We start from the raw sequence: 24,989 nt of genomic DNA on the forward strand, positions 1-24,989 counted from the left end.
GGTACGCAGCGTTCCGATGAGGCCATCTGCGCGGCCGGACAGGCGCCCGGGTCTCCCCGCGTGGCGACGGCCAAGGAGCCACGCGAGCACAGGGGCAGAGCGAGCCGATGCACGTCGCCTGGCCCGTCGCCCACGCCGTTCTGGACCACATCGATCAGCAGCTCGACCGCGCGCCGTCCGAGCTGCTCGTGGGGGATCGCGAATGTGGTCACGCCTGGTCGCATCCACTCGGCGAGCGGGTAGTTGTCGAACGAGACGATGGAGACGTCGTCGGGGATGGCGAGCCCGGCCTCGTGGAGCGCCTGGTAGGCGCCGAACGCCAACCGGTCGTTGAAGCAGATGATCGCGCGCGGTCGCGGGTGCTCCCGCAGCAGGTCGTTCGTCGCGCGCCAGCCCTGCGGGGGCAGCCAGTCGCCGCAGAGGTGGCCGGATGCGGGTTCGAGGCCCGCGGCCGTCAAGACCTCCCGGATCCCGGCCAGCCGCTCGATGCCTGCCACGGTGTCCGGCGGCACGTCCTGCGGATCTGGCCCGGCGCCGATGAGGTGGATCTCGCGGTGCCCGGAGTCGAGGAGGAGGCGTGCGGCGGCGCGTCCGGCCTCGATCTCGTCGGGGACGACGGCGGGGGCGCTCGTGGGCTCTTCCGGAAGGGTGTTGAGCAACACCGTCGGCATCCGGTTGAGCAACGCCGGGACTGCGCGGGTTCGGGTGAACATGGACGTGAGGATGATGCCGTCGACCTGTCGGTCGTGCATCGCCTCGAGCAGCGCGCCCTCGATCTCGGGATCGCCCTCGGTCTCTCCGATGAAGAGCATGAATCCGTGGTCCCGGGCGGCCTCGATGGCGCCCTTGATCATGTCGCCCGCGAGCTGCGAGGTGGCCACCGTGTCGGAGACCAGTCCGAGCGTGCGGGTTTTGCCTTTGCGCAGCCCGATCGACACGATATTCGGCCGGTAGGAGAGTTCGGCGGCGGCCTCTCGGACGCGTTTTTGGACGCGCTGCGAGATGCGCAGCTCGTCGCCACGCCCAGAAAGAACCAGAGATGCGGTCGGCGATGACACGCCCGCGGCGCGTGCTACATCGGCCAATGTCACGCGGCTGTTGCCCACCTGACTCCCCTCGTCGCTTCGGGATCCTAGACGGGCGCCGCCGTCTCGAGCGCTTGTCGAAAGCGATTCCCCGCAGATCGGGCGTGATCGATCTGTGACCACCGCCGGCTTGACATTGCCCGCCTCCAATCGAGAGCATCCTCGTGCTAAGCCGATTTAGCAAATCCGATCCGGGCCCCACCGGATGCGTTCCGACGAAAGGGAGACGACGTTGTCTCGAGCCCCTCTGAGGACCCGGCCCAGTACTGTCACGGCAGCACTGTGCCTGGCGAGCCTCATGACCATCGCCGCCTGCGGCGCACCTGGCGCCACCACGGGTGACGACACCAAGCCCACTGCCGGAAACGCCAGCGCCTCGGGCGAGGCTCCGACGTGCGGCTCCGACGACGTCGTGCTCAGCGCGTACATCGAAACGGGCTTCCCCCTGCCCAAGGCGCTGACGGAAGAATTCACCGCGCAGCACCCCAACGTGACGTTCGACATCCGCGAGGACCAGTTCGCGGTCATCACGCAGAACGCGCCGCGCATCCTCGCCGACAATCCGCCGGACCTGATGCGCCTGCCGCAGATGTCCGACCTCGCGAAGGACGGGCTGCTGCTCGACCTCGACCCCTACGCCGAATCGCTCGGGTGGGACGAGTGGCCCGCCTCGCAGCTCCTGCAGATGCGCGTCGACGATGAGGGCCGCCGCGGCGACGGCCCCCTGTACGCGATGGGCCTGAATTACTCGATGACGGGGATCTTCTACAACAAGGAGATCGCCGCCGAGCTCGGCATGACCGAGGCGCCGCAGACCCTCGCCGAGCTCGACGCGCTGCTGCAGAAGGCGAAGGACGCCGGCTACAACCCGATCGGGCAGTTCAACGGCGGCGCGACGGGCGGCCTCGCCTTCCCGCTGCAGGCGCTCATGGCCTCCTACGGCGACGCGTCGAAGATCAACGCCTGGACGTTCCAGCAGCCCGGCGCGACCATCGCCACCCCGGAGAACATCAAGGCCGCCGAGCACCTCGACAAGTGGATCAAGGCCGGCTTCTTCGCCGATGACGCCAACGCCATCGACTACGCCACGATGATGAGCCGTTTCATCGACGGCAAGTCGCTGCTGATGTTCAACGGCGACTGGGAGTCGGGCAACCTCGACGCCCAGATGCCCGGCAAGGCCGGCTTCTTCCTGCTCCCGCCGCTCGAGGCGGGCGGCAAGGTCGGCGCGATGTCCGCGCCCCTGACCTACGGGATCGCGGCGAAGGCCAAGAACGCTGACTGCGCCGCGTACTTCCTCGACTGGATCGCGACGAACGACGAGGGCCGGACGATCGCCGTCGAGATCGGCGGCTCGCACCCCATGGGCCAGACGGGCGCCTTCATGCCCGAAGTCGACGCGGAGTCCGTGACCGCCCAGACGCTGGCCGCGGGCACCACCATCGGCGAGGACGACGGCGCGATGGAGTTCATCGCCAACGCCACCGGTGAGATCTACGCCAAGAGCTGGACGCCGAACCTGCAGAAGCTCGTCGCCGGCCAGCAGACGCCCGAGGGGCTCCTCACGGCCGTGCAGGCCGACTACGAGAACCAGATCGGCGGCTGACATGACAGCGACGACCGGAACGCCCGGTCGCCGCGAGACGGTTGAGTACTCGACAACCAGCCAGGAGGCCAGGCGCCGCGCCCTTAAAGCGCGGCGCCTGCGCCGGGGCTGGGCAGCACTCGCCCTCGTGGTGCCAGCGGCCCTCTTCTACGGCGTGTTCGTCCTGCGGCCGCTCGCCCTGACGTTCCAGTACTCGTTCTACGACTGGAACGGCGTGACCGAGGCGACCTGGGTCGGGTGGGACAACTACACCCGGCTCCTCGGCGAGAGCGAGATGCTCGGCTCGATCGTCAACGCGCTCGAGCTCATCATCTACTTCTCGTTCGTGCCGGTGGTCCTCGGGCTGTTCGCGGCGGCGACCATCCGCAAGTTCGCCACGAGCCGGCTGGCGATCATCTCGCGCACGGTGCTCTTCCTTCCCCAGGTCATCCCCCTGGTCGCGGCGGGCATCATGTGGACCTGGCTGATGGCCTCCGACGGGCTCGTCAACCAGATCCTGCGCGCCATCGGCCTCGGCTCGCTCGCGCAGGCGTGGCTGGGCAACTTCGACACGGCCCTGCCCGCCGTCGGCGCCATCGGCGCGTGGGTGGCGCTCGGCCTGTGCATGCTCCTGCTGCTCGCCGGCATGACGAAGATCGACCCCGCGCTCTACGAGGCGGCCCGCATCGACGGCGCCGGGGCGATCCGCGAGTTCTTCGCGATCACCCTCCCGAGCCTGCGCCAGGAGATCGGCGTGTGCGTCACGGTGACGGTCATCGCGGCGCTCGCCAGCTTCGACATCATCTACATCTCGACCCAGGGCGGCCCGGGGAACAGCACGCTCGTGCCCGGGCTGGAGATCTACTACCTGGCGTTCTTCAGCCGGGAGATCGGACAGGCCTCCGCGCTCGCGGTGGCCTTCATGCTCCTCGTGCTCGCGATCGTGCTGCCCATCCAGCGACTCACCAAGGACAGTGACTCATGATCGCCTCCCGCCGAGAGAAGTGGGTCGGCAACGTCCTCCTGGTCCTCCTGATGGCCGTGACGATCGTCCCGTTCCTCACGCTCTTCGTCACCGCGCTGCACCCGGCGGGCACCTACCCGTCGGGACTGGAGTGGCCCGAGGAGCCGCACTGGGAGAACTTCGCCTCCGCGTTCCAGGCCGCGAACATGGGCAAGCTGCTGCTGTCGAGCGCGCTCATCGTCGTCGGCGTGGTCCCCGTGGCGCTGCTCATCGCCACGCTGGCGGGCTTCGCGCTGGGCCACTTGCGCCCGCCCGGGCACCGGTGGATCTTCCTGGTGTTCCTGCTCGGGCTCACCCTGCCGTTCCAGGGCGTCATCGTCCCGCTCTACTACCAGATGCGGGAGTTCGGCCTGCTGAACACCCGGTGGGCGATCATCCTGCCGCTCATCGGGCTGTACATGCCGTTCGCGGTCATGTGGATGCGCGCGCACTTCGTGAACATGCCCACCGACCTCTCCGAGGCGGCGCGGATGGACGGCGCGAACACGTGGTCGCTGTTCACCAAGATCCACCTGCCGTTGTCGATGCCCGCCCTGTCGTCGCTGGCGATCCTGCTGTTCCTGTGGACGTGGAACCAGTTCCTGCTGGCAGTGGTCCTCGTGGACGACTCGACGAAGCGGACCATGGCCGGCGCCCTCGGGGCCTTCCAGGGGCAGTACGGGACGGACATCCCCCTGCTCTGCGCCGGGTCGATCCTCATCCTCACGCCCACCCTGATCGTCTTCCTCGTGTTCCAGCGCCAGTTCGTCTCCGCGCTCCTGCAGGGAGCGATCAAGGGATGAGCTCTGGACTGCCCCCGTTCGACCCCGAGATCTCCCTCGCGCTGGCCGAACGGGCCGACATCGTCGTGACTTCGCTCGCCCCTGACGAGATCGACGTGCTGCGGGCTCGGGCCACCCCGCCGGACATCCACGCCGTGGCCGCGGAGGCCGGTGGCGCGGTCAGCGAGCACCGTGCGCCGGGCCGCGAGGGGGACGTGCCGGTGACGGTCGTCCGGCCGCAGCACAGTCCTGGGCCGGTCCCCGTCCTCCTCCACCTCCACGGTGGCGGGCTCATCGCCGGCGCCGTGTCCGACAACGTCGACGCGGCGCTGGCCGTCGCGCCGGGGTGGGCCGTCGCTTCGGTGGACTACCGGCTGGCCCCGGAGCACCCGTACCCCGCAGCCGTGGAGGACGCGTACGCGGCGCTGCTCTGGCTCGTCGCCGAGGCGGAGCAGTTGGGGATCGACCCCGCCCGCGTCGTCGTCACAGGCGTCAGCGCCGGTGGCGGGCTGGCCGCCGCGCTCGCGCTCCTCGTGCGGGACCGCAACGGGCCGCCGCTGCTCGGCCAGCTCCTCGTCTACCCGATGCTGGACGATCGCAACGACAGCGCCTCAGGACATCAGATGGCAGGCGCCGGCTCATGGGACCGCACCGCCAACGCGACCGGCTGGGGCGCCTACCTCGGCGCGGACGCGGGAGGACCGCACACCCCCGCCTACGCGTCCGCGGCCCGGGCCGACACCCTGCGGGGCCTGCCACCGGCGTTCATCGACGTCGCCTCGGCCGAGACGTTCCGCGACGAGTGCGTCGAGTACGCCGCGCGCCTCTGGGCCGATGGCGGCGACGCCGAGCTGCACGTGTGGCCCGGCGGCTGCCACGGGTTCGACGGGCTCGCCCCATCCGCTCGCATCTCCGTCGCGGCGCGCGCCGCACGAGCGAGTTGGCTCGATCGCCTCCTGGCCCGCGCCCCCCGCGACGCGGAGCCCGCCGCACACCCGCTGCCCCACCCACATCCGCCGATCCGCACCCTGACGGAGTCCCTGACGTGAACACCCGCCCCCAGCTCATCGCCTACGCCGACCGCCTCGCCGGGAGCGTCTCCGGGCTCGCCGACCTGCTCGACGGGCCGCTCGCCGGAGCGTTCGGCGGAGTGCACGTGCTGCCGTTCTTCACCCCGCACGACGGCGTCGACGCGGGCTTCGACCCCCGCGACCACACCACCGTCGACCCGCGGCTGGGGACGTGGGAGGACATGCGCTCACTCGCGCAGGGCCGCACCGTCATGGCCGACCTGATCGTCAACCACGTCTCCGCGCAGTCCGAGCAGTTCATAGACGTCCGCGAGCGCGGCGACGCCTCGCCCTGGGCGCCGATGTTCCTCACGCTCACGTCGGTGTTCCCCGACGGCGCTGCCGAGGCGGACCTGGCGCGCGTCTACCGGCCCCGGCCGGGCCTGCCCTTCACCACGATGACGCTGGGCGGCGAGCGGCGCCTGGTCTGGACGACCTTCACCTCCGACCAGGTCGACATCGACCTGCGCACCCCGCAGGCCTGGGACTACCTGGACTCCGTGGTCGACGCGCTCACCGCAGGCGGGGTCACGCAGATCCGGCTGGACGCCGTCGGGTACACCGGGAAGCAGGCGGGCACGGACTGCTTCATGACCCCCGCCACCGACGAGTACACCGAGCGGATCGTGCAGCGGGCCCACGCGCGCGGCGCCTCCGTGCTGGTCGAGGTGCACGGCCATCACACCCAGCAGATCGAGATCGCCCAGAAGGTCGACCACGTCTACGACTTCGCCCTGCCGCCGCTCGTGCTGCACGCGCTCACCGCCGCCGACCTCGAGCCGCTGGCGCACTGGCTGCGGATACGCCCCGCGAACGCGATGACGGTGCTCGACACGCACGACGGCATCGGCATCGTCGACGTCGGGCCGTCCGACCTGCGCCCCGGCGAGCCCGGCCTCCTCGAGCCCGACCAGATCGACGCGCTCGTCGAGGCGATCCACCACAACAGCGGCGGCGCCTCACGCCTCGCCACCGGGGCGGCCGCGTCGAACCTGGACCTCTACCAGGTCAACTGCACGTTCTACGACGCCCTCGCCCGCGACGACCAGCGGTACGTGCTCGCCCGCCTGATCCAGCTCTTCGTGCCGGGCACACCCCAGGTGTACTACGTCGGCCTCCTGGCCGGAGAGAACGACATGGACCTGCTCGAGCGGAGCGGTGTGGGCCGTGACGTCAACCGCCACCACTACACGCCCGACGAGATCGCGCACCACCTCGAGCGCCCCGCAGTCCGCGCGCAGCTCGACGCGCTGCGCGTCCGCGCCGCGCACCCCGCATTCGACGGGACGTTCGCCTGGGACCTCCAGGGCACGCGGGGGCGGATGGCGTGGACGGCGGGCGACGAGCGCGCCGAGCTCGACTTCGACGTCGCGGATGGGTCATACGCGATGACGGTCAGCGACGGCACGAGCACTATCGACGTCGTGTCGTCGGGGAGGCTGACGCCGCGCGTCGGCTGACGACGCGGGCCGAAGCGAGGGGAGTGACACCCGCGACTGCCGGTCATATGATTATTGACGCCGTTCTATATAAACCGGAGGCAGAGCATGGCGATGACCAGCGTGGATCTTCCCGAGGACCTCGTCGCTGAAGCGATGCACGCCCTCGGGGCGAAGACCAAGCGCGAAGCGATCACCAGCGCACTGGAGGACGTCGTGCGCCGAAGCCACCAGCGCGAAGCCCTGGGCGCGCTCAGCCAGATGACCTTCGCCAGCGACCTGCTCGATCCGGAGGTTCGTGCGCAGGCGCGCCGGTGAGCAAGTCCAGCGCGCGCCGCATCGCAGACAGGCGCGCAGCGATGAAGCCCGCACCAGTCCGACCGGAACCCACTGCGGACCTGCGCTACCTGATCGACAACAGCGTGTGGGCACGCGTGCCGACCTCCCCGACGATCGCGCAGCGCGTCGCGGACATCCAGCGTGATCACACGATCTGCGTGACCACCGCTCAGATGGTCGAGCACGGGTACAGCGCCAGGAACCCCGTCGAACTCGACGCCTCACATCGGGCGATGTCGACGTTCACCGTGCTGCACATGTCGCCGACGACGCACACCGTGGCACTCGGCATCCAGCAACGGCTGTGGCACAACGGGCTGATCCGGTCCGCGGGGGCGTTCGACACTCTCATCGCCGCCGTCGCGATCGAGCATGACGTGACAGTCCTGCACTACGACAGGGACTTCGAGCACATCGCCTCAGTCGTCAGCGAGTTCCGCGAGGAATCGCTCGTCGATCTCGGTTGATGACGGCGGGCAGCTGCGGGTGAGGCAACATCACCGATCCCACACGGTGCCGATCTCGCGGAACTCGGCGAGCGCCTCGTCACGGGTGGCGAGGGTGAGGTTCTCGATGATCGCCTGAGCGGCGAGCAGCCGGTCGAACGGGTCCCGGTGCTCCCACAGCAGCGTCCCGGCGAGCAGGGCGTGCTCGTGGGTGATGGGCAGCGACGTGATCTGCATGTCCGAGAGGCGCGCGCCCCACGCTTGGACGAGCGGCATGTACTCCTCGGGGAGCTTCCCCAGCCGGGTCTTGGTCGCGATCTCCATCGCGCTGGCGGCGGAGGCGAACACTGTGACGTGCGGGTCGGCCAGGACGGAGCGCAACGTGACGGGCACGCGGTCGGGGGCGAAGACGAGCCACAGGAGCGTGTGCGTGTCGAGCAGGTACGCCCTCACTCCCATGCCGCCAGCTCGTCCTCGGTCATCGGCTCGAAGAACGAGTCGGGGATGTCGGGGCCGTCCATGATCCCGAACTGTCGCGGCTTGCGCTCCGCGGGCACGAGGCGCGCCACGGGGGTGCCGGCGCGCGCGATCCAGACCTCCTCGCCGCGTTCTGCACGGGCCAGCAGGTCGGACAGCTTCGCTTTGGCATCCTGCACGTTGACCGTGAGCATGGCACCTAGTCTACCTAGACCAGACTGGCTGGTCCAAGGGGTGCGGAGCGGGCGGAGGCGGTCAGGCGCCTTCGGCGCGCCCTTCGCGCCAGTACCCCATGAACGCCACGGACCGCCGGTCGACGCCGCGCTCGCTGACGAGGTGCCGGCGGAGCTGCTTGATGACGCCGGCCTCTCCGGCGAGCCAGGCGTACAGCTCGGTGGAGCGGGTGAGCGCGGCGCCCTCGGGGTCGATGGGCACCTCCCAGAGGATGCCGGTCTCGATGTCGACGTCTTCGATGCTGGTGGCGGTGGGGCCGATCGGCGGGGCGAGGAGCCGTTCGGCGGCCTCGTGGACGGCGGGGATGAGGTGGGCGCCGTGGGCGGCGCCGTCGCGCGGCAGCCAGGTGACGCGGATGCCGGGCGGGGCGTCGATCGCGAGGATGTCGGCGGCGCAGGGCACCTCGAGGACGGCTTCGCCGCGGGCGCCCGGGTCGAGCTCTTCGAGGATGGACGCGATGGCGGGCACGGCGGTCTCGTCGCCGGCGAGCAGCACGGCCAGGCTGTGCTCGGGCTGCACCCATTCGACGCCGCCGCACCAGCCGTCGTACCGGGCGTTGGGCCCGCAGATCGCCAGGGTGGCGCCGGGGGTGGCGCGCCGGGCCCAGCGGGTGGCGGGGCCGACGTCGCCGTGGAGCACGATGTCGACGTCGATCTCGTGGGCGTCCTGGCGGACGGCTCGCACGGTGTAGGTGCGCAGCAGAGGGCGCACGTCGTCGGGCATCGCGCGCCACGCGGAGTACCAGTCACCCTCGCCGCACAGCTCTGTGACGGCGGCCGGGGAGGCGGCGCCGGGGGCGGCGAGGATGAGCTTGATGCGCTGGTCGAGGCCGGTGTCGGCGAACTGGTCGAGGTCCTGGCCGGTGAAGGTGATCCGGCGGAAGCTCGGGGTGAGGTCCTCGACTCGGGCGACTTCGACGGCGAAGACCCGGAACGGGCTGACGACCGCCGGAGCGGTCAGCGTTGCGCTCACAGGACAACCCTTCGTGTTGAGGTATGCCTACCCTAACTGCCCTCATCCACTTCCGGCTGTGGCCCGTGTCACATGCTCGCATCCGACGTGGTTGGCCCCGTCGTACGAAGGTCCTGGTCGTGGCGATCTGGCGCGCACGCTGGCAAGATGCGGCCGTGGCGCCCCGCTCGTGGCGCCGGCCGACAGGAGCTGCTGCCGTGATCACCGCCCATCAGGTCCGCCAGATCTCGTTCGCCCGCACGCGCGGCGCCGGTGCGTATGACGCGACGGCGGTCGACCACATGCTCCAGCGCGTCGCCACCACGCTCGAGGCCCTCGAGCAGGGCCGGACGGCCAGCCCCGACGGGTCGCGCCTGCTCCTCCCCCGCGACATCCGCACCGGCGAGCCGCCCGTCGCGAACGGCCACGACGCCGGCTACTCGGCCGCAGAGGTGGACGCGTTCCGCGCCCAACTGGTCGCCACGCTCGAGGAGTACGTGCGCCGGCACGCCGGGCCACGTCGCAAGGCCTCGAGCGCGGCTGAGCAGCAGTCGTCGGGCGCGCCGGCGAGCAGGCCGTCGGCGGCGCCCTCGGCCACGCCCTCGCCGACGATGGCGGCGCCCGCCGTGTCCGCGGCGACGGCCTCTGCTGCGGCGGCCGCCGCGACCCTGACCACGGCGCAGGACTTGTCGTCGGCGCCGGAGGGCCTGAGCGCCTACGACGTCGTCCTCGGCCTGCAGACCGCGGGCGCCGCGTTGTTCGGCGATCAGCGGGACCGGCTCTTCGTCCGGACGCCCGAGGGGCGGCTCACCCGCGTGGTCGCCGTCGACACCGTGGCGGACGGGATCGTCGTGCACGCCCTGTCTCTTATACACACCCGACGCTGCCGACGATCTTACGCGTGTAGATCTCGGTGGTGGCGTGCCCCGTGATCACCGCCGACCAGCTCCGCCGCCGCGCACTGTCGAGCAGCTACCGCTCGGACGGTTACGACCAGACCCAGGTCGACCACTACCTGGAACTCGCCGCCGCGACGCTGTCGGCACTGGAGGAGGGGCGCCCGGGGGCGAGCACTGCGGCGACGATGCTGCTGCGGGAGATGAAGACGGCGAAGTTCGGGCCCCGGCGGTCGGGGGCGGGTTACGCGTCGACGGAGGTGGAGGCGCTGCGCACAGGCGTCGTGGCGGCGTTGGAGGCGTACGTCGGATCGACGGCGCCTGCCACGTCCACAGGGGCTTCCCCGGCCCACCTGCCGCCGGCCACGACCTCCTCCAGCGCCGCCACGACACCGGCCACGCCGAACCCCACGCCCCACGCCAGCCCCGCCACCGCACGCGTGACAGCGCCGACCGTCGTCAGCGCATACCGCGAGCTCAGCGCCTTCGACCTCATCATGCGCGTGCAGAGCGGCCGCACCACGCTGATGGCCACGCGGGGCGAGCGCGTCGTCGTGCAGACCGCCTCGGGGGCCCTGCACGCCATCGGGTCCGTGGAGGACACACCCGACGGCGTGGTGCTCAACCTGGTGTGACGGTCCTCAGCGTGTGACGGTCGTCAGCTGACGGTCGCGCCGAACAGCAGGCCCAGCACGTACGTGGCCCCCGCGGCGCCATAGCCGATCGCGAGCTGCCGCAGCGCCCGGCGCAGCGGCGGGCCACCCGAGAGCACACCCACGGCCGTGCCCGTGCACAGCAGTGCGATGCCGACCAGCACCGACGCGATGGCCACGGCTGCCAGGCCCTCGACGCCGAAGAGGTAGGGCAGCACGGGGATCAGGGCGCCCGATGCGAAGAAGCAGAAGCTCGCCCCGGCGGCGCCCATCGCGGTGCCGATCGTGTCGTGCTCCTCGGCCGCCTCGCCGTCGACCGGCGCCCCGCCCACGGGCATCCCGAACGTGGGCGCCTGCGTGGAGCCGAGCGAGCGCAGCACCTGGTCGGCGCGCTCGTGGGCGTCATCCGGGGACATGCCGCGAGCGCGGTAGACCAGGGCGAGCTCGTTGGCGTCGACGTCGAGGTGCGGCAACGCGGCGTGAGCATGCTGGCCGGGGGTCGAGGCCTCCATCAGCTCGCGCTGGGACCGCACCGACACGTACTCCCCGGCGGCCATGGACAGCGCCCCGGCGAGCAGCCCGGCCAGGCCGGTGAGCAGCACTGTGGCGTTGGACGCGCCACTGGCGCCAATGCCGAGCACCAGGGCGAGGTTGCTGACCAGCCCGTCGTTGGCGCCGAAGACGGCGGCCCGGAACGTGCCGGAGATGCGGTTGCGGCCCCGCAGCGCGAGCCCTCGCACGACCTCCTCGTGGATCCGCTCGTCGGCGGCCATGGTGGCGGTGGCGTCGACGTCCGACTCGTAGCTGGACCGGGCCTCGGCGCGCTGCGCGAGCGCGAGGACGAACACGGAGCCGAACCGGCGGGCCAGCCAGCCGAGGGTCCGGGTGCGCCAGTCGCCGCGCAGGGGGCGCCCCACGTTGTCGCCGAGCAGGTCGAGCCAGTGCGACTCGTGGCGGCGCTCCGCCTCGGCGAGCGCGAGCAGGATCGCCCGTTCCTCGCCACTGCGACGGTTGGCCAGGTCCCGGTAGACGGCTGCCTCGGCGCGCTCGTCGGCGAGGTAGCGGCGCCAGCGGCGGATCTGCTGACGGTCTGGCTCCCGGCGGGGGTGCGGGTGGGGGTCCTCGGTGGGCATGAGGGCGATCATCCCATCTCCCCCGCCGCCGCTGCCCGGACCTCGAGGGAGCCCTCAGCGGCCGCGGCGTCGGCGGATCACCCGCGTGATGGACCCTCTCGAGTTGCTAGGTGGGCACGTGTGCAGAACGGTGGTGCATGCGCCACCGGCTGAACGAACCGGGGCCGGGTGCGCACGAGGAGGGGGCCAGAGATGCACGCCGAGACGCGAATAGAGCCAGACACCGCCGCAGTGGCGCCCGCACGCCGCTGGGCGCGCGAGCGGCTGGCCGAGGCCGGGGTGGGTGGCCCAGCACTGGACCTGCTCGTCCTCCTGGTCAGCGAGGCGGTCACGAATGCCGTGGAGCACGCCGATCCGCCGGTGCACCTGCGGGTGGATGTCGACGGGGTCCGCACCCGGGTCGAGGTCTCCGACGGCGCGCGCGCCGAGCCGATACTGCGCAACCCGCCGCCGACGGCGGAGGGTGGCCGCGGCGTGATGTTCGTCGACCGGCTGGCCTCCCGATGGGGCACGGTGGCGCACACGGACGACGAGAGCAAGGCGGTCGAGAGCAAGACGGTGTGGTTCGAGCTGGTGCACGACGACGCGCCCACCGAGCTGGCGCCGAGCCCGCACGCCCGCACCGACGACTGACCCGCGTCACGCGCCCACCCCCATGCGGCGGGCGCCCCTCAGCCGCGCCCGGGGAGCCGTCCCGCACGGCGGCGGCGCACGACGCTCCGCACGGCATAGATGCCGATGAGCACCGCGCACAGGCAGACCGCCGACGCGAGCTGGCCGCGGGCATCGGCATCCGTGAGCATCAGCGCCATGAACGCGATGAGCAGGCCGAGCGTCGCCCAGGACAGCCACGGGTGGCCCCACATCCGCACGGTCAGCAGCCCGTCCCGCTCGAGCCGGGGCCGCAGCCGGATCTGCGCCACCGCGATGAACACCCACACCAGGATCAGCGAGGCCCCGGCGGCGCTCAGCAGGATGCCCAGCAGCGTGTCCGGCAGCAGCCAGTTGAGGCCCACGCTCACCAGCGCGCACACCACCGACAGGCCCACGGCGCCGACGGGCGCGCCCTGGCGGGACACCCGGAGCAGCGCGCGCGGGCCGTCGCCGCGGCGGGCCAGCGAGTAGGACATCCGCGAGGTGCCGTACACGTTCGCGTTGAACGCGGACAGCAGCGCGACGACCACCACGATCTCCATCACCAGCGGCAGCGCGGGGATCCCGGTGCGGCTCAGCACGGCGACGAACGGGCCCGCGACCAGCTCGGGCGCGTCCCACGGCAACACCAGGACCATCACGGCCACCGAGCCGATGTAGAACAGCAGGATCCGCCACACGACGCTGCGGGCGGCGGCGGCGATGGCGCGTCTCGGGTCCCGCGACTCGGCTGCCGCGATGGTGACGATCTCGATGCCCCCGAAGGCGAACACGACCACGAGCAGACCCGCCGCGATGCCGCCCATACCCTGCGGCGCGAAGCCGCCGTGGCCCAGCAGGTTGCTGGTCCCGACCGGCTCGGAGCCCGGCAGCAGGCCCAGCGCGAGCAGGGCGCCCACCACCAGGAACAGCACCACCACGGCGACCTTCAGCGAGGCGAACCAGAACTCGAACTCCCCGAAGTTGCGCACCGCCGCGAGGTTGACCACGGCGAACGCGGCCACGAGGAGCAGCGCGATGGCCCACTGCGGCAGCACGGGCAGCCATCCGTGGATGATCTGCGAGGCGCCCGTGATCTCCACGCCGAGCACCAGCACGAGCGTCGCCCAGTACAGCCAGCCGAGCGTGAACCCCGCCCATCGGCCGATGCCCTCGTCTGCGTAGGTGGAGAACGAGCCGCTGGACGGCAGCGCGGCGGCCATCTCGGCGAGCATCCGCATCACCAGGACGACGAGCACGCCCGCGACGACATACGACACGAGGATCGCGGGCCCGGCGAGGCTGATGCCGGCCCCAGCGCCCAGGAACAGCCCGGCGCCGATCGCGGAGCCGAGGCCCATCATCGTCAGGTGCCGCACCCGCAGTCCGGTGCCGAGCTGCTCGCCCGTGGGCTCGTCGGCGCCGCGGGGCTCAGGCGTCAGGGCGTCCGGTCGGGGGGTGGGCTGCACGGTGTGAGGCTAACGAGTCCACCCGGGTCCGCCCCGGGACCATGCGGATCGGCGCCCCGTCACCCAGCGGACACCCAGGGTTCTCGCGTACCGTCGTCGAGTCCGCCGCCCTCCGGGACGGGATGACCGACCTGAAGGATTGAATCCGTGCGCCGACGACTGGCAGCGTCCACTCTCGCCCTCGCCCTGCTCCTCGCGGGCTGCTCCGGTGACAGCGGGTCGGACGACCCCACCTCGTCCCCTGACGCGAGCACCACCGCGGAGGCCACCGCCTCCGCCGAGGACATCGCGGCCCTCGAGGCTGTCTCCGTCGAAGGGGACCTCGGCGCGGAGCCGACCGTCACCTACGACAGCTGGCCGTTCACCGTCTCGGCCGCCGTCGCGCGGGTCGTGTCGGAGGGCTCGGGCGCCGCGCTCGAGGAGGGCCAGGTCCTGACCGTCGACTACCTCGCCGTGTCCGGCGAGGACGGCTCCACGCAGGGCAGCACGTACGACGCCGCGCACGAGTCGATCACGCTCGGCGACGTGAACATCGTCCCGCAGCTCAACGAGGTGCTCACCGGGCAGTCGGTGGGCGCGCGCGTGCTGCTCGCCGTCCCCGGCACCGAGGGCACCACGATCATGTCCATCGAGGTCGTCGACGCCGTGACGGTGCCGGACCGCGCCGAGGGCGAGGCTGTCGCCCCGGTCGAGGGCCTGCCGACCGTCACCCTGGCGGAGGACGGCGAGCCGTCGATCACCCCCGCCGAGGGCGACGCGCCCACCGAGCTCGTGGTCCAGCCCCTCATCCAGGGCTCCGGCCCGGCGGTCGAGGCCGGCCAGGCCGTCACCGTGAACTACAGCGGCTGGCTGTGGGACGGCACCGCATTCGACTCGTCGTGGGGCTCCACGAAGTTCACGACGACGATCGGCGCCGGCCAGGTCATCCAGGGCTGGGACCAGGGCCTCGTCGGCCAGACGGTCGGCAGCCAGGTGCTCCTGATCGTGCCCGCGTCGCTCGGTTACGGCGACACGGCCACCGGCACGATCCCGGCCGGCTCCACGCTGGTCTTCGTCGTGGACATCCTCGCGGCCTCCTGATCTGCACCTGATCTGACGACGAAACCCCGGGACTCCGTCGAGGAGTCCCGGGGTTTCGTCGTCTCCGGCGCCGTCAGCCCACGCCGTTCAGTCCCAGGTGAGCTGCCAGCAGTGCTCGCCCGGCCGCCATGGGTTGACGCGGCGCTGCAGCTCCTGCGGCATGCCGCGGGCGTCGTCGAGGCCGTACCCGTCCCGCGCGGACTCCCACAACGTGGTGCAGTCGCAGGCGCCGTCATGCGGCCAGCCAGGCACGTGCAGGTCCGGGAGCGCGTACAGGAACACGCCCTCGGCGGTGATCCGCTCGTCGTCGCGAGCCGGTCCGGCCGCGTAGCCGTGCACCTCGACGACACCCGGATGCGCCACCGCTGATCGGAGGGCCGCGCCGAGGGTCGGGGAGTCGCGTTGGGTCGTCGCGAGCTGGCTCACGGTGAGCTGCGCGAGCAGCTGCCCCGCGCCGTCGGCCCCGAGCCCGGCGAACCGCACCAACCCGTCGTCGCCGTTGACCTCGTGCACCGTGCGACGAGAGCCGAGCGGGCGGTAGTCGTGATAGGCCCACGGCACGTGCTCGGAGGTGGTGAAGGGGGCCAGCACGTCGGCGACGGCGAGCGTCCAGCCCCGTGGGCCAAGGCCGCCAGGCGGCCGGGGCAGCGTGCCCGTCCCGAGCTGCGCCTCCCACATCCCGGCCACGTCGACCGTCTCGACACTGTCCACCAGAACCGCCCCCTGTCGCCCCCTGCTGACTGGGCGCGCCAAACTGGTGCCTGCGCCTCGTCGCACCGGCACGCCCTGGCTCGATCCTGGTGGACCCGCTGTGGTCCCCGCTCGCCGACACTCCGGGCTCGGCCCGCTGACCAGCACAAAGAGTGAACGGTGAGCGCGGAACCTGTCCGATACGTGGACATCAGCGGAGACTGCGCCCGAGACGGTCGGGCCGTTCGTCCCCATTCGCGGTCCGGCGCATGCGCCAGGCTGGCCCCATGACCGGCTACGCCGTCCTCGACCTCGAGACCACCGGATTCTCCGCCACCCGCGACGACCGCGTGCTCGAGGTCGCGGTGGTGCTCCTGGACGCGAAGGGCGTGGTCGAGCAGGAGTGGTGCACCCTCCTCGATCCCGGCCGCGACCTGGGCGCGGAGGAGCGGCGCGGCATCCCCCGAGCAGACGTCGCGCTGGCGCCGTCGTTCGCGGAGGTCGCCCCGTGGCTGGTGCGGCTGCTCGGCGGCCGCGTGCTCGTGGGCCACAACGTGGGCTTCGATGTGCGCTTCCTGCAGGCCGAGCTGGACCGGGCGGGGACAACCCTGCGCCTGGACCCGGAGCACTGCCTGTGCACGATGCGGCTCGCCCGGGATCGGCTGCCCGGGGCCTCGCGTGGGCTCGCGGTGTGCTGCGAGCTCGCGGGCGTGCCGTACGACGGCGCGCAGTCCGCGCTGGGAGACGCGCGGGCGAGCGCCGGGCTGCTGCGGCACTACCTGGACGCGGGGACCTTGGACAGGGCTGACACCGCCGGCGCCGTCCCCGTGGAGCAGGTGGACGGACTCGACGTCCCAGAGCCCCGCGCGGCGCACCGTGGGGACAGCGGCTCGCTGCACCACTGGCTCGCGACCCTTGCGGACCGACTCCCCCGTGTCAGCGAGCCGCCGCACGCCGACGAGTACCTGGACCTGCTGGACCAGGCCTTGCTGGACCGCGCGCTGTCCGCGCAGCACCGCGGCTCGCTGCTGGCCGCCGCGCAGGAGGCCGGGCTGGACCTCGCGGACGTGGACGATCTGCACCGCGCCTACCTGGGGTCGATCGCGCGGGCTGCCCTGGTGGACGCCGCGGCGGGCGGCCGTGGGCTCACAGCCATCGAGGCCGCCGAGCTGCGCGACATCGCCGGCGCGCTGGGCCTGGGCGACGACGACCTGACCGTCGCCCTGGCGCCTCCGGGCACCCCCATCCAACGTCCGCTGATCGGCCTGGAGGAGGGCGACCGGGTGGTCTTCACCGACGACTTGAGCCGCCCGCGCGATGAGTGGCACGGCCTCGCGCGTGAGGCCGGCCTCGTGCCCTGGTCGCACGTCACCCAGGACACCCGGCTGCTCGTGGCGTCGGACCCGGACGCGCTGTGCGGCAAGGTGCGCACGGCCCGACGGCACGGGATCCCGGTGCTCACCGAGCACGCTTTCGCGGGGATGCTCGCGCAGGCGCCCGAGGCCTGAGCTCGGCCCGACCCGCACGGGGACGGCCGGAGGGCCCGGCTCGACGAGCCAGGCCCTCCGGGCGCACGCGCGTCACCAGTTGGCGAGCGCGCGGCCTTCCTTGTCCTCGAACTTGCCGAGCAAGATGATGACGAAGTCGTACAGCGTCCAGAAGCCCAGGCCGCCGAAGGTCAGGAGCATGGCGACGCCGGTGCCGATCTTGCCGACGTAGAACCGGTGAATGCCCAGCACCCCGACGAAGAACGCCAGGACAGCGGCGACCGTGCGGTTGCGCGGGCTGCTGTGGGGGTCAAGGACACGGGCCGCGGGAGCAGCGGTCTCGGACATGGCGACCAACCAATCTGTGAGGTGTCGGATGAGCGGCCGCCGCGTGGTGACCGCTCGCCGAACGGCTAGGTGAAGCCCACAGAGTAGAGGGGCATATGACGCAAGGAGCCCAGAGGCTCGCAAAACGGGACGCGATATCGGCGCGCTGCGACACCCAGCGGCAGCCAGCCCGCTACCCGCGCGCCCAGGGCGGCTCCTCGCCCAACTTCTCGTAGTACCGCGTGAGCTGCTCCTTCACCTGGGGGATGTCCGCCGCTGGCAGGTCGACACCCCCGCGCGAGCCGTCCATCACCGCCGCCGCGGCGAAGATCCCGCGTGGCACGGCCTCGATCCTGCCGTCGACGACGTCCGCGATCAGCAGCTTGTGCGCCGTGAAGTCCTCCTCGCGCTCCGCGTCGTACCAGAGGAACGCGTCGTCGTAGGCCGTGTTCGGACCGTCCTCGGCGCCCGTGAACTCGCGCACCCGCTTCTCGGCGGCAGCGGCATCCCACGGTCGTTCGCGCGGGGCGAGGGGGAAGTCCTGGAACGGGGGAACAGCCATGGCCGCCTCCTGCGGATGCGTGATCGCACGACGCCCGGGGGCCCCGAGCGCGTCCCTTCGAGCGTGGCGCCGCACCACGGTGGCGGCATCCCCAACCCTGCGGGAGCGCGGGGCGCGCGGGGTGTGGCACCGTTCACCCGTGCCGTCCCCCCGTGCGCGAGCAAGCCGCTCGTCCTCTGCCCGTCCCACCCGTTCGACGCGCGGCCGCTGGGCGCTGCTGCTGGTCCTGGCCGTCGCGATCGGCGTCGGGACGCCGATGTGGCAGGACGCCCGCGCGGGCGCCGACGTCCCCGTGACGGCCGCCGACCTGGCGGACGCGCGCACCGCCCTCGACGGGCTGGCCGTGAAAGGCCGGGCGCCCAAGACCGGCTACGAGCGCAGTGCGTTCGGCCAGGCCTGGGCGGATGTCGACCGCAACGGCTGCGACACCCGCAACGACATCCTGCGCCGCGACCTGGCCGATCTGACGTTCAAGGCGGACACCGACGGCTGCACCGTGCTCACCGGCACGCTCACCGACCCCTACGGCGGCGCCGTCATCGCGTTCGAGCGCGGCGAGCGCAGCTCCGAGGTGCAGATCGACCACGTCGTCGCGCTGTCGGACGCCTGGCAGAAGGGCGCCCAGCAGTGGACCACGGAGGTCCGCACCGCCTTCGCGAACGACCCCGCGAATCTGCTCGCCGTCGACGGGCCGCTCAACCAGCAGAAGGGCGCGGGTGACGCGGCCACCTGGCTGCCACCGCTCAAGGGCTACCGGTGCGTGTACGTGGTGCGCCAGATCCGGGTGAAATCCGCCTACGGGCTGTGGGTGACCCAGGCCGAGCACGACGCTATGGGCAGGGAGCTGGACCGCTGCGTCACCGCTCCGGCAGCCTCCTGACACCCCTGCGAGCCGGGCGCCGGGCCGGCCTGGGCGCGGCTCTCGGACGGCCCTGAGCCGAGCCTTGCCTTGCTGGCGGCGGCCTCGCGGGCGGCGTACACCAGAGACATGCAGTGGTGGCGCGCGCTCGTCCGGCAGTACCCGCTCGTCCTGGCGACCCTCGGCATCGCGGCGCTCGGCGGGGTCCTCACCGCCACCGGCGCCGGGGGCGCGGCACAGTGGGTGATCAGCGGGTACGCGCTGGCCATCGCCGCCGTGCAGGCCGTCTCGATGGTCCGCGAGCTGCGGTCCGGCACCTGGGGCATCGACATCCTGGCCGTGACGGCCATCGTCGCGACTGTCGTCGTCGGCCAGCACTGGGCCGCGCTGCTCATCGTGCTCATGCTCACCGGCGGGGTCGCGCTCGAGGACTACGCCGCAGGCCGTGCCCGACGCGAGCTCAGCGCCCTGCTCGCCGCCGCGCCGCAGACCGCGCACGCCGTCGGACCGGACGGCGCCGTCCACGACGTGCCCGTCGACGACGTGCGGCCAGGCGACCAGCTCGTGGTGAAGCCGGGCGAGGTCGTCCCCGTCGACGGCGACCTGCTGAGCGCCACCGCGACAGTCGACGAGTCGTCGCTCACCGGGGAGTCGCTGCCCGTCGAGCGCGTGGCCGGCGACGGGCTGCTGTCCGGCGCGGTGAACGGCCCGGCGGGGATCCGGATGCGCGCCACGGCCGCTGCCAGCGAGTCGCAGTACCAGCACATCGTCGCGCTGGTGCGGGAGGCGTCAGAGTCGAAGGCGCCCTTCGTGCGGCTCGCCGACCGGGTGGCCGTCCCCTTCACCGCCGTCGCGTTCCTCATCGCCGGGGTGGCCTGGGCCGTCTCCGGTGACGCGTCGCGCTTCGCCGAGGTACTGGTCGTGGCCACGCCGTGCCCGCTGCTCATCGCCACCCCTGTCGCGTTCATGGCGGGGATGTCGCGCGCCTCGAAGAACGGGATCATCGTCAAGAACGGCGGGGCCCTCGAACGCCTGGCGCGGGTCAAGACCGCCGCCTTCGACAAGACGGGCACCCTCACCCGCGGCCGGCCCGAGGTCGTGGCCGTCGAGCCGCGCGACGGGCTCCCCGCCGACGAGCTGCTGCGACTGGCCGCCAGCGTCGAGCAGTACTCGAACCACTCGCTGGCCGCGTCGATCGTCCACGCCGCCACCTCCCGGGGCCTCGCGCTGAGCCCGGGACGCGGCGTGCGGGAGAGCATCGGCCACGGGGTCAGCGCCGAGGTCGACGGGCACAGCGTCGCCGTGGGCAAGGAGGCCCACATCGCCGGCCTCGTCGGCGGGGAGCTCCAGCCAATCGAGCTCGAGCCGGGGCAGCTCGCGGTGTACCTCGCCGTCGACGGCATCCATGCCGGGTCGATCACCCTGGCCGACGCCGTCCGCCCGGAATCGCTGCACACCGTCACCCGGCTGCGCCAGCTCGGCGTCCGCCACACCGTGATGCTCACCGGCGACGGCGAGGCCACCGCCCGGCACGTCGCCGACGCCGTGGGCATCGACGACTTCCGCGCCGACTGCCTGCCGGCGGACAAGGTCGCGGCCGTGCGGGCGCTGCCGGACCGGCCCGTGATGATGGTCGGCGACGGAGTGAACGACGCCCCGGTGCTCGCCGTCGCCGACGTGGGTGTGGCGATGGGCGCGAAGGGGTCCTCGGCGGCCTCCGAGTCGGCGGACGTCGTCATCCTGCTCGACGACGTGGACCGCGCCGCCCGCGCCATCAGCATCGGCCACCGCACCGTGCAGGTGGCCATGCAGGCCATCGGGATCGGGGTGGGCATCAGCCTGGTCCTGATGATCACCGCGGCGTTCGGCATGATCCCCGCGATCGTCGGCGCGGGGCTGCAGGAGCTCGTCGACCTGACCACGATCCTGTGGGCCCTGCGCGCCTCCAGCGCCGGTCGCGGCGAGCCCGCCGACCATGCCGTCACGCCCCGAGCGCCGACCCTCCGCACCGCTCCCGCGGCCGCGTGAGACTCCGCCACGAGGTCGCGCCGCGAGAAAGCGGCGAACCGTCATGAACAGGGTGGTCCACAGTTGTGGACAACTGTCCTGAACCCACCCGAACCACCCCTGACCTGCCCGGATATGCCCGCGAACTACCCGAAATAGGCTCCGGCGAGCCAAGTGGACCCCCATCCGAGCGCCGCGAGGCACACCACCAGGAACACCCCCACCCAGACGATGCCCGGCACCCGCGTGAGCTTCGCCAGGATGTCCGCGTCAGAGGACGCGCCACGGCTCCGGCGCCGTGAGGTCTGCAGCTCCAGCACTGCGCGCGGGGCCCCCAGCAGCAGGAACCACGTCACCAGGTAGGCGAACGCGGACTGCAGCTCCGCGCTCCCCCACCACGTCACGCCCACCAGCACCGCGCCGCTGACGAGCACCGACCACAGCCCGTACCAGTTGCGGATCTGCACCAGCAGCAGCGCGAGCGCGAGCACCAACAGCCAGAGCAGCCCCACCGCGTACCCCTGGCCGAGGAGCCAGGCGGCGCCCAGCCCCAGGATCGCGGGACCCACGTACCCGGCGAACGCGGTGGCGATCATGCCGGGGCCGCGCGGCTTGCCCACCGACAACGTGAGCCCCGAGGTGTCCGAGTGCAGCCGGATGCCAGCGAGCCGCCGGCCGGTCAGCAGCGCCGTGAGCGCATGGGAGCCCTCATGCACGATGGTCAGCACATGCCGGGTCAGCCGCCACAGCACTGGCACGGCCAGGCAGACCAGTGCCGCCGCCAAGGCGCCCAGCACCACGGCCTGGGGCGGGTCGGGCTGCGTGGTGGTGGCGCGCTCCCATATGTCGGTGAGCAGGTTCATAGGTCAGCGGCCTCCGGTCGGGACGAGCACATCGGTTCCGGTGGCGGTGAGCCGCACACCGGTGTCGACCACCGTCACGTCGGTGACCGCCACACCCTGGGGCAGCCCGTCGATCGGGATGGCCAGGTCGTTCAGCATCGACCCGAGACCTCCGGGCAGCGACCCTGCCGAGACCTCCACCCCGCCGAACTGGACGCTCGTCACCTCGATACGGATCTCGCCGACGTCGGCGCGCGGGACGAGGTGCGCGGACCACGGCAGCCCCAGCGCGTTGCCCATGGCGATGAGCTCCTCGCCCTCGGGGCTCAGCGTCACGGCGACGCCCGTGTGCTCTGTGACGAGCTGCTCCAGCGCGCCCGTGCTGAGCGTGCCGGTGATCACCGCATGCTGCACGGCGTACGGCGCCCGAGTGCTGACCCCGCGGGCCGTGACGTCCACGTCGTTGAGGGGCGTGCCGTCCAGCGTGATCGCGTCGGCGTGCGCGGTGACCTCGTCAAGGGTGCCGTTGAGGGCCTGCGTGAGGAACGGGAACCCGTGGACGTCGATCTGCGGCGTCCCGGAGACGTCGAGGCTCTGCTCGACTTTGGCGACGGCCAGCCGCTCGGCGGCAGCCACCGCGACCCGGTCCGCGATCACGCCCAGCCCCACGAGGAGCACGAGCAGGACCAGGAGTGTGATGCCAAGACGTCGTCCCATTCGGTCAGCGTAAGGAGTCACGGACGCGGGGCGCCCACGAAGCCGTCAGGCCCCGGGACGCCCCGCGTCGGATGCGCATCGGATGCGGTCAGTTCGCCTTCGCGTCGCCACCCCGCGCGGAGCCCACCACGCTGGCGGCCGCGCCGCCCGCGGCGCCGCTGAGCAGGCTGTTCAGGTCGAGCCCTGTGAGGGACTTGATGACGTCCTGCCCCTCGCTGAGCACCTGCGCGACGTTCTTGGTGAGCGCCGAGGCGCCGTCGGTGGAGACCACCGTCAGCGAGTCGATGGCGCCGATCGGCTCGGCTGCCGCCCGCACGATCTCCGGCATCAGCGCGATGACCTGCTGCGCGAGGACGGCGGCTCCCTGCTCCCGCAGCGCCTCGGCCTGCGCCTTGGTCGCCTCGGCGGCGGCCAGGCCCTCGGCACGGGCCGCCGCGGCGCGGGCCAGGCCCAGCGCCTCGATGGCCTTCGCCTCGGCGAGCTGGCGGTCCCGCTCGGCGTTACCGGCGCGGATCGTCGCCTCGGCAGCCGCCTCGGCGTCCTGCACGGCGGCGACCTTGTTCGCCTCGGCGATGCGGGTCCGCTTGAACGCGTCCGCCTCAGTGGCGGCGTTCGCGGCGTCACGCTCGGCGTTGGCCTGCTGGACGGCGGCGTACGCGGCGGCCTCGGCCGGCTTGCGGACGTCGATGTCGAGCTGCTCCTCGGTGACCTTCGCCTGCTCGGCGAGGGCCTCACGCTGCTCGGTGGCGACCAGGCGGTCCTGCTCGGCGCGCGCGAGCTGCCCGGCGGCCTCCGCGTTGGCGTTGGCGCGGTCCGTCTCGGCCTTGATGCCGGCCTGCTTCAGCGAGAGGTCCCGCTGCCGCTCCGCGATCTGCTCCATCGCCTGGATCTTGGCGAACTCGGAGACCTGCTGGGCCTCCGCCTCCTTGACCTCGGCGACCTGGCGGGCGCGCGCGGCCTCGGCACGGCCCAGGTTGGCCAGGTAGTCCGAGCCGGGCGTGGAGATGTCGGAGATGTTGAGCAGGTCGACCTGCAGGCCCTGCTCCGCGAGGTCCGTCTTCGTCGAGGCGACCACCGCGTCCTGCAGCGACTTCCGGTCGGAGATGATCTGCTCGATCGTCATGTCGCCGATGATGGCGCGCAGGGACCCCTCGAGGGACTCCTTGATGACGTCGGTCAGCGTGGCCTGCTGGGAGAGGAAGCGCTGGGCGGCACGCCGCACGCCCTCCTCGTCGCCGCGGACCTTGAAGTTGATGGACGCCTTGATGGCGAGCTTGATGCGGTTGCGGTCGACGCCCTCGACAGTGATGCCGATCTGGCGCTGCTCGAGCGAGATCGGGAAGCCCTGCTGCAGCACCGGCCACACGAACACCCGGCCGCCGACGATGACCCGCTGGCCGCCCTCGGGGGTCGCCGCGTTCCGGCCCGCCCCGCGGCCCACGATGATCAGGGCCTCGTTCGGGGGCACGCGGCGGATCCGCTTGGTGATGAGGGCGATCACCGCGAAGAACGCGATGACGAGGGCGGCGACCGCGATGACGGCCGCACCACCCGAGAAGAAGTCATTCATGATGATCCCCGGCGAGCCGGGGCTCCTTTCGTCGGTGCGGACGGGGTCGGTGCTGCGGTGGAGCTACGGCGCGGGGTGCTCAGGCGCCCCGGCGCCGGTCAGGCCTTGGTCACGCGCACGCGCGATCCGGAGACGCCGATCACGACGACGCGCTGACCTGCGTCAAGGACGTCGTCGGACCACGCCAGGCGGCTCTCCAGGTCACGGACCCCCTCGAGCCGCACCTCGCCGCCATCCGGCCCGGTGGTCGCGGTGAGCACGCCGAAGGCGCCCTCGAGCGCCGGTGGCGGGGCGTCCTCGCCGTCGGCGAGCCGGTTGATCATCACCTGGGCGACTGCCGCGGAGATGGCCGCGAAGAGCACCGCGAAGGCGTAGGTCCACACCGTGGGGAGGTCGTTCGCGACGGCGATGACGCCGCTGGCCCCGAACACGACGGCGCCGATGCCGACCGCGGAGCCGGACAGCCCGACGTCACCGAAGCTCAGCTCGCCGAAGACCTCGCCGAGCACAAGCGAGACGACCAGGAGCAGGAGGCCGATGCCTCCGATAATGGAGAAGAGGAGCACGGGGGCCGCTTTCGACACTGGGGGGCGGGTGCCGCCAGTATGACGGCTCCAGCCCCGCCGGGGGTTGACCCGTTCAGGTCATGTGCG

The 24,989-nt window shown here is 72.1% G+C and carries 26 protein-coding genes and 1 pseudogene; 14 read left to right on the forward strand and 13 right to left on the reverse strand.

Going from position 1 to position 24,989, the window contains the following annotated elements:
- Positions 1 to 134 precede the first annotated feature (134 nt).
- Positions 135 to 1,208 (reverse strand): annotated as a pseudogene (locus tag BN3788_RS18515) (LacI family DNA-binding transcriptional regulator); the annotation flags it as partial.
- A gap of 175 nt (positions 1,209 to 1,383) precedes the next feature.
- Here BN3788_RS18515 and BN3788_RS05620 point away from each other — a divergent pair.
- The 7 genes from BN3788_RS05620 to BN3788_RS05650 all read left to right on the forward strand — a co-directional run bounded on the left by BN3788_RS05620 (position 1,384) and on the right by BN3788_RS05650 (position 7,770).
- Positions 1,384 to 2,691: an ABC transporter substrate-binding protein gene (locus BN3788_RS05620; RefSeq protein WP_082812626.1), complete on the forward strand. Its 1,308-nt coding sequence runs from the start codon at positions 1,384 to 1,386 to the stop codon at positions 2,689 to 2,691.
- A 1-nt stretch (position 2,692) separates the two neighbouring features.
- Positions 2,693 to 3,655 carry a carbohydrate ABC transporter permease gene (locus BN3788_RS05625; protein ID WP_066582930.1) on the forward strand — a complete coding sequence of 321 codons (963 nt, stop codon included), beginning with the start codon at positions 2,693 to 2,695 and terminating at the stop codon, positions 3,653 to 3,655.
- The gene (locus tag BN3788_RS05630; protein WP_066582932.1) at positions 3,652 to 4,476 is read left to right on the forward strand and encodes a carbohydrate ABC transporter permease; all 825 of its coding nucleotides are present in this window, start codon (positions 3,652 to 3,654) and stop codon (positions 4,474 to 4,476) included. The genes BN3788_RS05625 and BN3788_RS05630 overlap by 4 nt, the downstream gene beginning before the upstream one ends.
- Entirely contained in the window at positions 4,473 to 5,504 is a 1,032-nt protein-coding gene (locus BN3788_RS05635) for an alpha/beta hydrolase (RefSeq protein WP_066582934.1), read from the forward strand. The genes BN3788_RS05630 and BN3788_RS05635 overlap by 4 nt, the downstream gene beginning before the upstream one ends.
- Positions 5,501 to 6,985 carry a sucrose phosphorylase gene (gtfA, locus tag BN3788_RS05640; protein ID WP_066582936.1) on the forward strand — a complete coding sequence of 495 codons (1,485 nt, stop codon included), beginning with the start codon at positions 5,501 to 5,503 and terminating at the stop codon, positions 6,983 to 6,985. Before BN3788_RS05635 ends, gtfA begins: the two co-directional genes overlap by 4 nt.
- Positions 6,986 to 7,072: 87 nt before the next feature.
- Positions 7,073 to 7,282 carry a type II toxin-antitoxin system VapB family antitoxin gene (locus BN3788_RS05645; RefSeq protein WP_066582938.1) on the forward strand — a complete coding sequence of 70 codons (210 nt, stop codon included), beginning with the start codon at positions 7,073 to 7,075 and terminating at the stop codon, positions 7,280 to 7,282.
- 41 nt (positions 7,283 to 7,323) lie between these two features.
- Positions 7,324 to 7,770, forward strand: a complete 447-nt coding sequence (locus BN3788_RS05650; RefSeq protein WP_147525061.1) for a PIN domain-containing protein — start codon at positions 7,324 to 7,326, stop codon at positions 7,768 to 7,770.
- Positions 7,771 to 7,800: 30 nt separating this feature from the next.
- Here BN3788_RS05650 and BN3788_RS05655 read toward each other — a convergent pair whose 3' ends face one another.
- From BN3788_RS05655 to BN3788_RS05665, 3 genes are all read right to left on the reverse strand, one after another.
- Positions 7,801 to 8,208, reverse strand: coding sequence for a type II toxin-antitoxin system VapC family toxin (locus tag BN3788_RS05655; protein WP_066582942.1), 408 nt, complete (start codon positions 8,206 to 8,208; stop codon positions 7,801 to 7,803).
- Positions 8,199 to 8,420, reverse strand: a complete 222-nt coding sequence (locus tag BN3788_RS05660; protein ID WP_066582944.1) for a type II toxin-antitoxin system Phd/YefM family antitoxin — start codon at positions 8,418 to 8,420, stop codon at positions 8,199 to 8,201. Before BN3788_RS05660 ends, BN3788_RS05655 begins: the two co-directional genes overlap by 10 nt.
- Positions 8,421 to 8,481: 61 nt before the next feature.
- Complete coding sequence (locus BN3788_RS05665) at positions 8,482 to 9,432, reverse strand: siderophore-interacting protein (protein WP_199824742.1); 951 nt, start codon at positions 9,430 to 9,432, stop codon at positions 8,482 to 8,484.
- Positions 9,433 to 9,629: 197 nt separating this feature from the next.
- Between BN3788_RS05665 and BN3788_RS18940 the strand changes: the two genes are divergently transcribed.
- Together BN3788_RS18940 and BN3788_RS05675 are read left to right on the forward strand one after the other, a co-directional pair.
- Positions 9,630 to 10,343, forward strand: a complete 714-nt coding sequence (locus BN3788_RS18940; RefSeq protein WP_066582947.1) for a hypothetical protein — start codon at positions 9,630 to 9,632, stop codon at positions 10,341 to 10,343.
- The gene (locus tag BN3788_RS05675) at positions 10,340 to 10,942 is read left to right on the forward strand and encodes a DivIVA domain-containing protein (protein WP_147525062.1); all 603 of its coding nucleotides are present in this window, start codon (positions 10,340 to 10,342) and stop codon (positions 10,940 to 10,942) included. Before BN3788_RS18940 ends, BN3788_RS05675 begins: the two co-directional genes overlap by 4 nt.
- A 23-nt stretch (positions 10,943 to 10,965) precedes the next feature.
- On the opposite strand, the gene BN3788_RS05680 is transcribed toward BN3788_RS05675, so the two are convergent.
- Positions 10,966 to 12,105, reverse strand: a complete 1,140-nt coding sequence (locus tag BN3788_RS05680; protein ID WP_390619778.1) for a VIT1/CCC1 transporter family protein — start codon at positions 12,103 to 12,105, stop codon at positions 10,966 to 10,968.
- 180 nt (positions 12,106 to 12,285) lie between these two features.
- On the opposite strand from BN3788_RS05680, the gene BN3788_RS05685 reads away from it, so the two are divergent.
- Complete coding sequence (locus tag BN3788_RS05685) at positions 12,286 to 12,726, forward strand: ATP-binding protein (RefSeq protein ID WP_066582949.1); 441 nt, start codon at positions 12,286 to 12,288, stop codon at positions 12,724 to 12,726.
- A gap of 38 nt (positions 12,727 to 12,764) precedes the next feature.
- Here the strand turns inward: BN3788_RS05685 and BN3788_RS05690 are convergent, their stop codons facing one another.
- Positions 12,765 to 14,195: an amino acid permease gene (locus tag BN3788_RS05690; protein WP_234346507.1), complete on the reverse strand. Its 1,431-nt coding sequence runs from the start codon at positions 14,193 to 14,195 to the stop codon at positions 12,765 to 12,767.
- 147 nt (positions 14,196 to 14,342) lie between these two features.
- Between BN3788_RS05690 and BN3788_RS05695 the strand changes: the two genes are divergently transcribed.
- Positions 14,343 to 15,275 (forward strand): FKBP-type peptidyl-prolyl cis-trans isomerase, encoded by a 933-nt coding sequence (locus tag BN3788_RS05695; RefSeq protein ID WP_066582950.1) that lies wholly within the window; start codon positions 14,343 to 14,345, stop codon positions 15,273 to 15,275.
- Between the two features lie 87 nt (positions 15,276 to 15,362).
- On the opposite strand, the gene BN3788_RS05700 is transcribed toward BN3788_RS05695, so the two are convergent.
- On the reverse strand, positions 15,363 to 15,986 hold the full coding sequence (locus BN3788_RS05700) for a hypothetical protein (protein WP_066582951.1): 624 nt from the start codon (positions 15,984 to 15,986) through the stop codon (positions 15,363 to 15,365).
- Positions 15,987 to 16,252: 266 nt separating this feature from the next.
- On the opposite strand from BN3788_RS05700, the gene BN3788_RS05705 reads away from it, so the two are divergent.
- A complete protein-coding gene (locus tag BN3788_RS05705; RefSeq protein WP_159066857.1) occupies positions 16,253 to 17,473 on the forward strand; it encodes an exonuclease domain-containing protein in 1,221 nt (406 codons plus the stop codon).
- A gap of 72 nt (positions 17,474 to 17,545) precedes the next feature.
- On the opposite strand, the gene BN3788_RS05710 is transcribed toward BN3788_RS05705, so the two are convergent.
- Together BN3788_RS05710 and BN3788_RS05715 are read right to left on the reverse strand one after the other, a co-directional pair.
- Positions 17,546 to 17,800: a TM2 domain-containing protein gene (locus tag BN3788_RS05710; RefSeq protein WP_066582954.1), complete on the reverse strand. Its 255-nt coding sequence runs from the start codon at positions 17,798 to 17,800 to the stop codon at positions 17,546 to 17,548.
- Positions 17,801 to 17,972: 172 nt separating this feature from the next.
- Positions 17,973 to 18,341 carry a hypothetical protein gene (locus BN3788_RS05715; RefSeq protein WP_066582957.1) on the reverse strand — a complete coding sequence of 123 codons (369 nt, stop codon included), beginning with the start codon at positions 18,339 to 18,341 and terminating at the stop codon, positions 17,973 to 17,975.
- A gap of 139 nt (positions 18,342 to 18,480) precedes the next feature.
- Here BN3788_RS05715 and BN3788_RS18530 point away from each other — a divergent pair, with 139 nt between their 5' ends.
- Both BN3788_RS18530 and BN3788_RS05725 read left to right on the forward strand, forming a co-directional pair.
- Positions 18,481 to 19,221, forward strand: a complete 741-nt coding sequence (locus BN3788_RS18530) for an HNH endonuclease family protein (protein ID WP_315969739.1) — start codon at positions 18,481 to 18,483, stop codon at positions 19,219 to 19,221.
- A 108-nt stretch (positions 19,222 to 19,329) separates the two neighbouring features.
- On the forward strand, positions 19,330 to 21,228 hold the full coding sequence (locus BN3788_RS05725) for a heavy metal translocating P-type ATPase (protein ID WP_082812630.1): 1,899 nt from the start codon (positions 19,330 to 19,332) through the stop codon (positions 21,226 to 21,228).
- Positions 21,229 to 21,353: 125 nt separating this feature from the next.
- On the opposite strand, the gene BN3788_RS05730 is transcribed toward BN3788_RS05725, so the two are convergent.
- The 4 genes from BN3788_RS05730 to BN3788_RS05745 form a co-directional block, all read right to left on the reverse strand.
- Positions 21,354 to 22,070 (reverse strand): M50 family metallopeptidase, encoded by a 717-nt coding sequence (locus BN3788_RS05730; protein WP_066582958.1) that lies wholly within the window; start codon positions 22,068 to 22,070, stop codon positions 21,354 to 21,356.
- A 3-nt stretch (positions 22,071 to 22,073) separates the two neighbouring features.
- Complete coding sequence (locus BN3788_RS05735) at positions 22,074 to 22,766, reverse strand: LmeA family phospholipid-binding protein (protein ID WP_066582960.1); 693 nt, start codon at positions 22,764 to 22,766, stop codon at positions 22,074 to 22,076.
- Positions 22,767 to 22,854: 88 nt separating this feature from the next.
- Entirely contained in the window at positions 22,855 to 24,336 is a 1,482-nt protein-coding gene (locus tag BN3788_RS05740) for an SPFH domain-containing protein (protein ID WP_066582961.1), read from the reverse strand.
- 98 nt (positions 24,337 to 24,434) lie between these two features.
- A complete protein-coding gene (locus BN3788_RS05745; RefSeq protein ID WP_066582962.1) occupies positions 24,435 to 24,902 on the reverse strand; it encodes an NfeD family protein in 468 nt (155 codons plus the stop codon).
- Between the last annotated feature and the right edge of the window lie 87 nt (positions 24,903 to 24,989).

Source organism: Cellulomonas timonensis, from assembly GCF_900046455.1.
Lineage (GTDB): Bacteria > Actinomycetota > Actinomycetes > Actinomycetales > Cellulomonadaceae > Cellulomonas_A > Cellulomonas_A timonensis.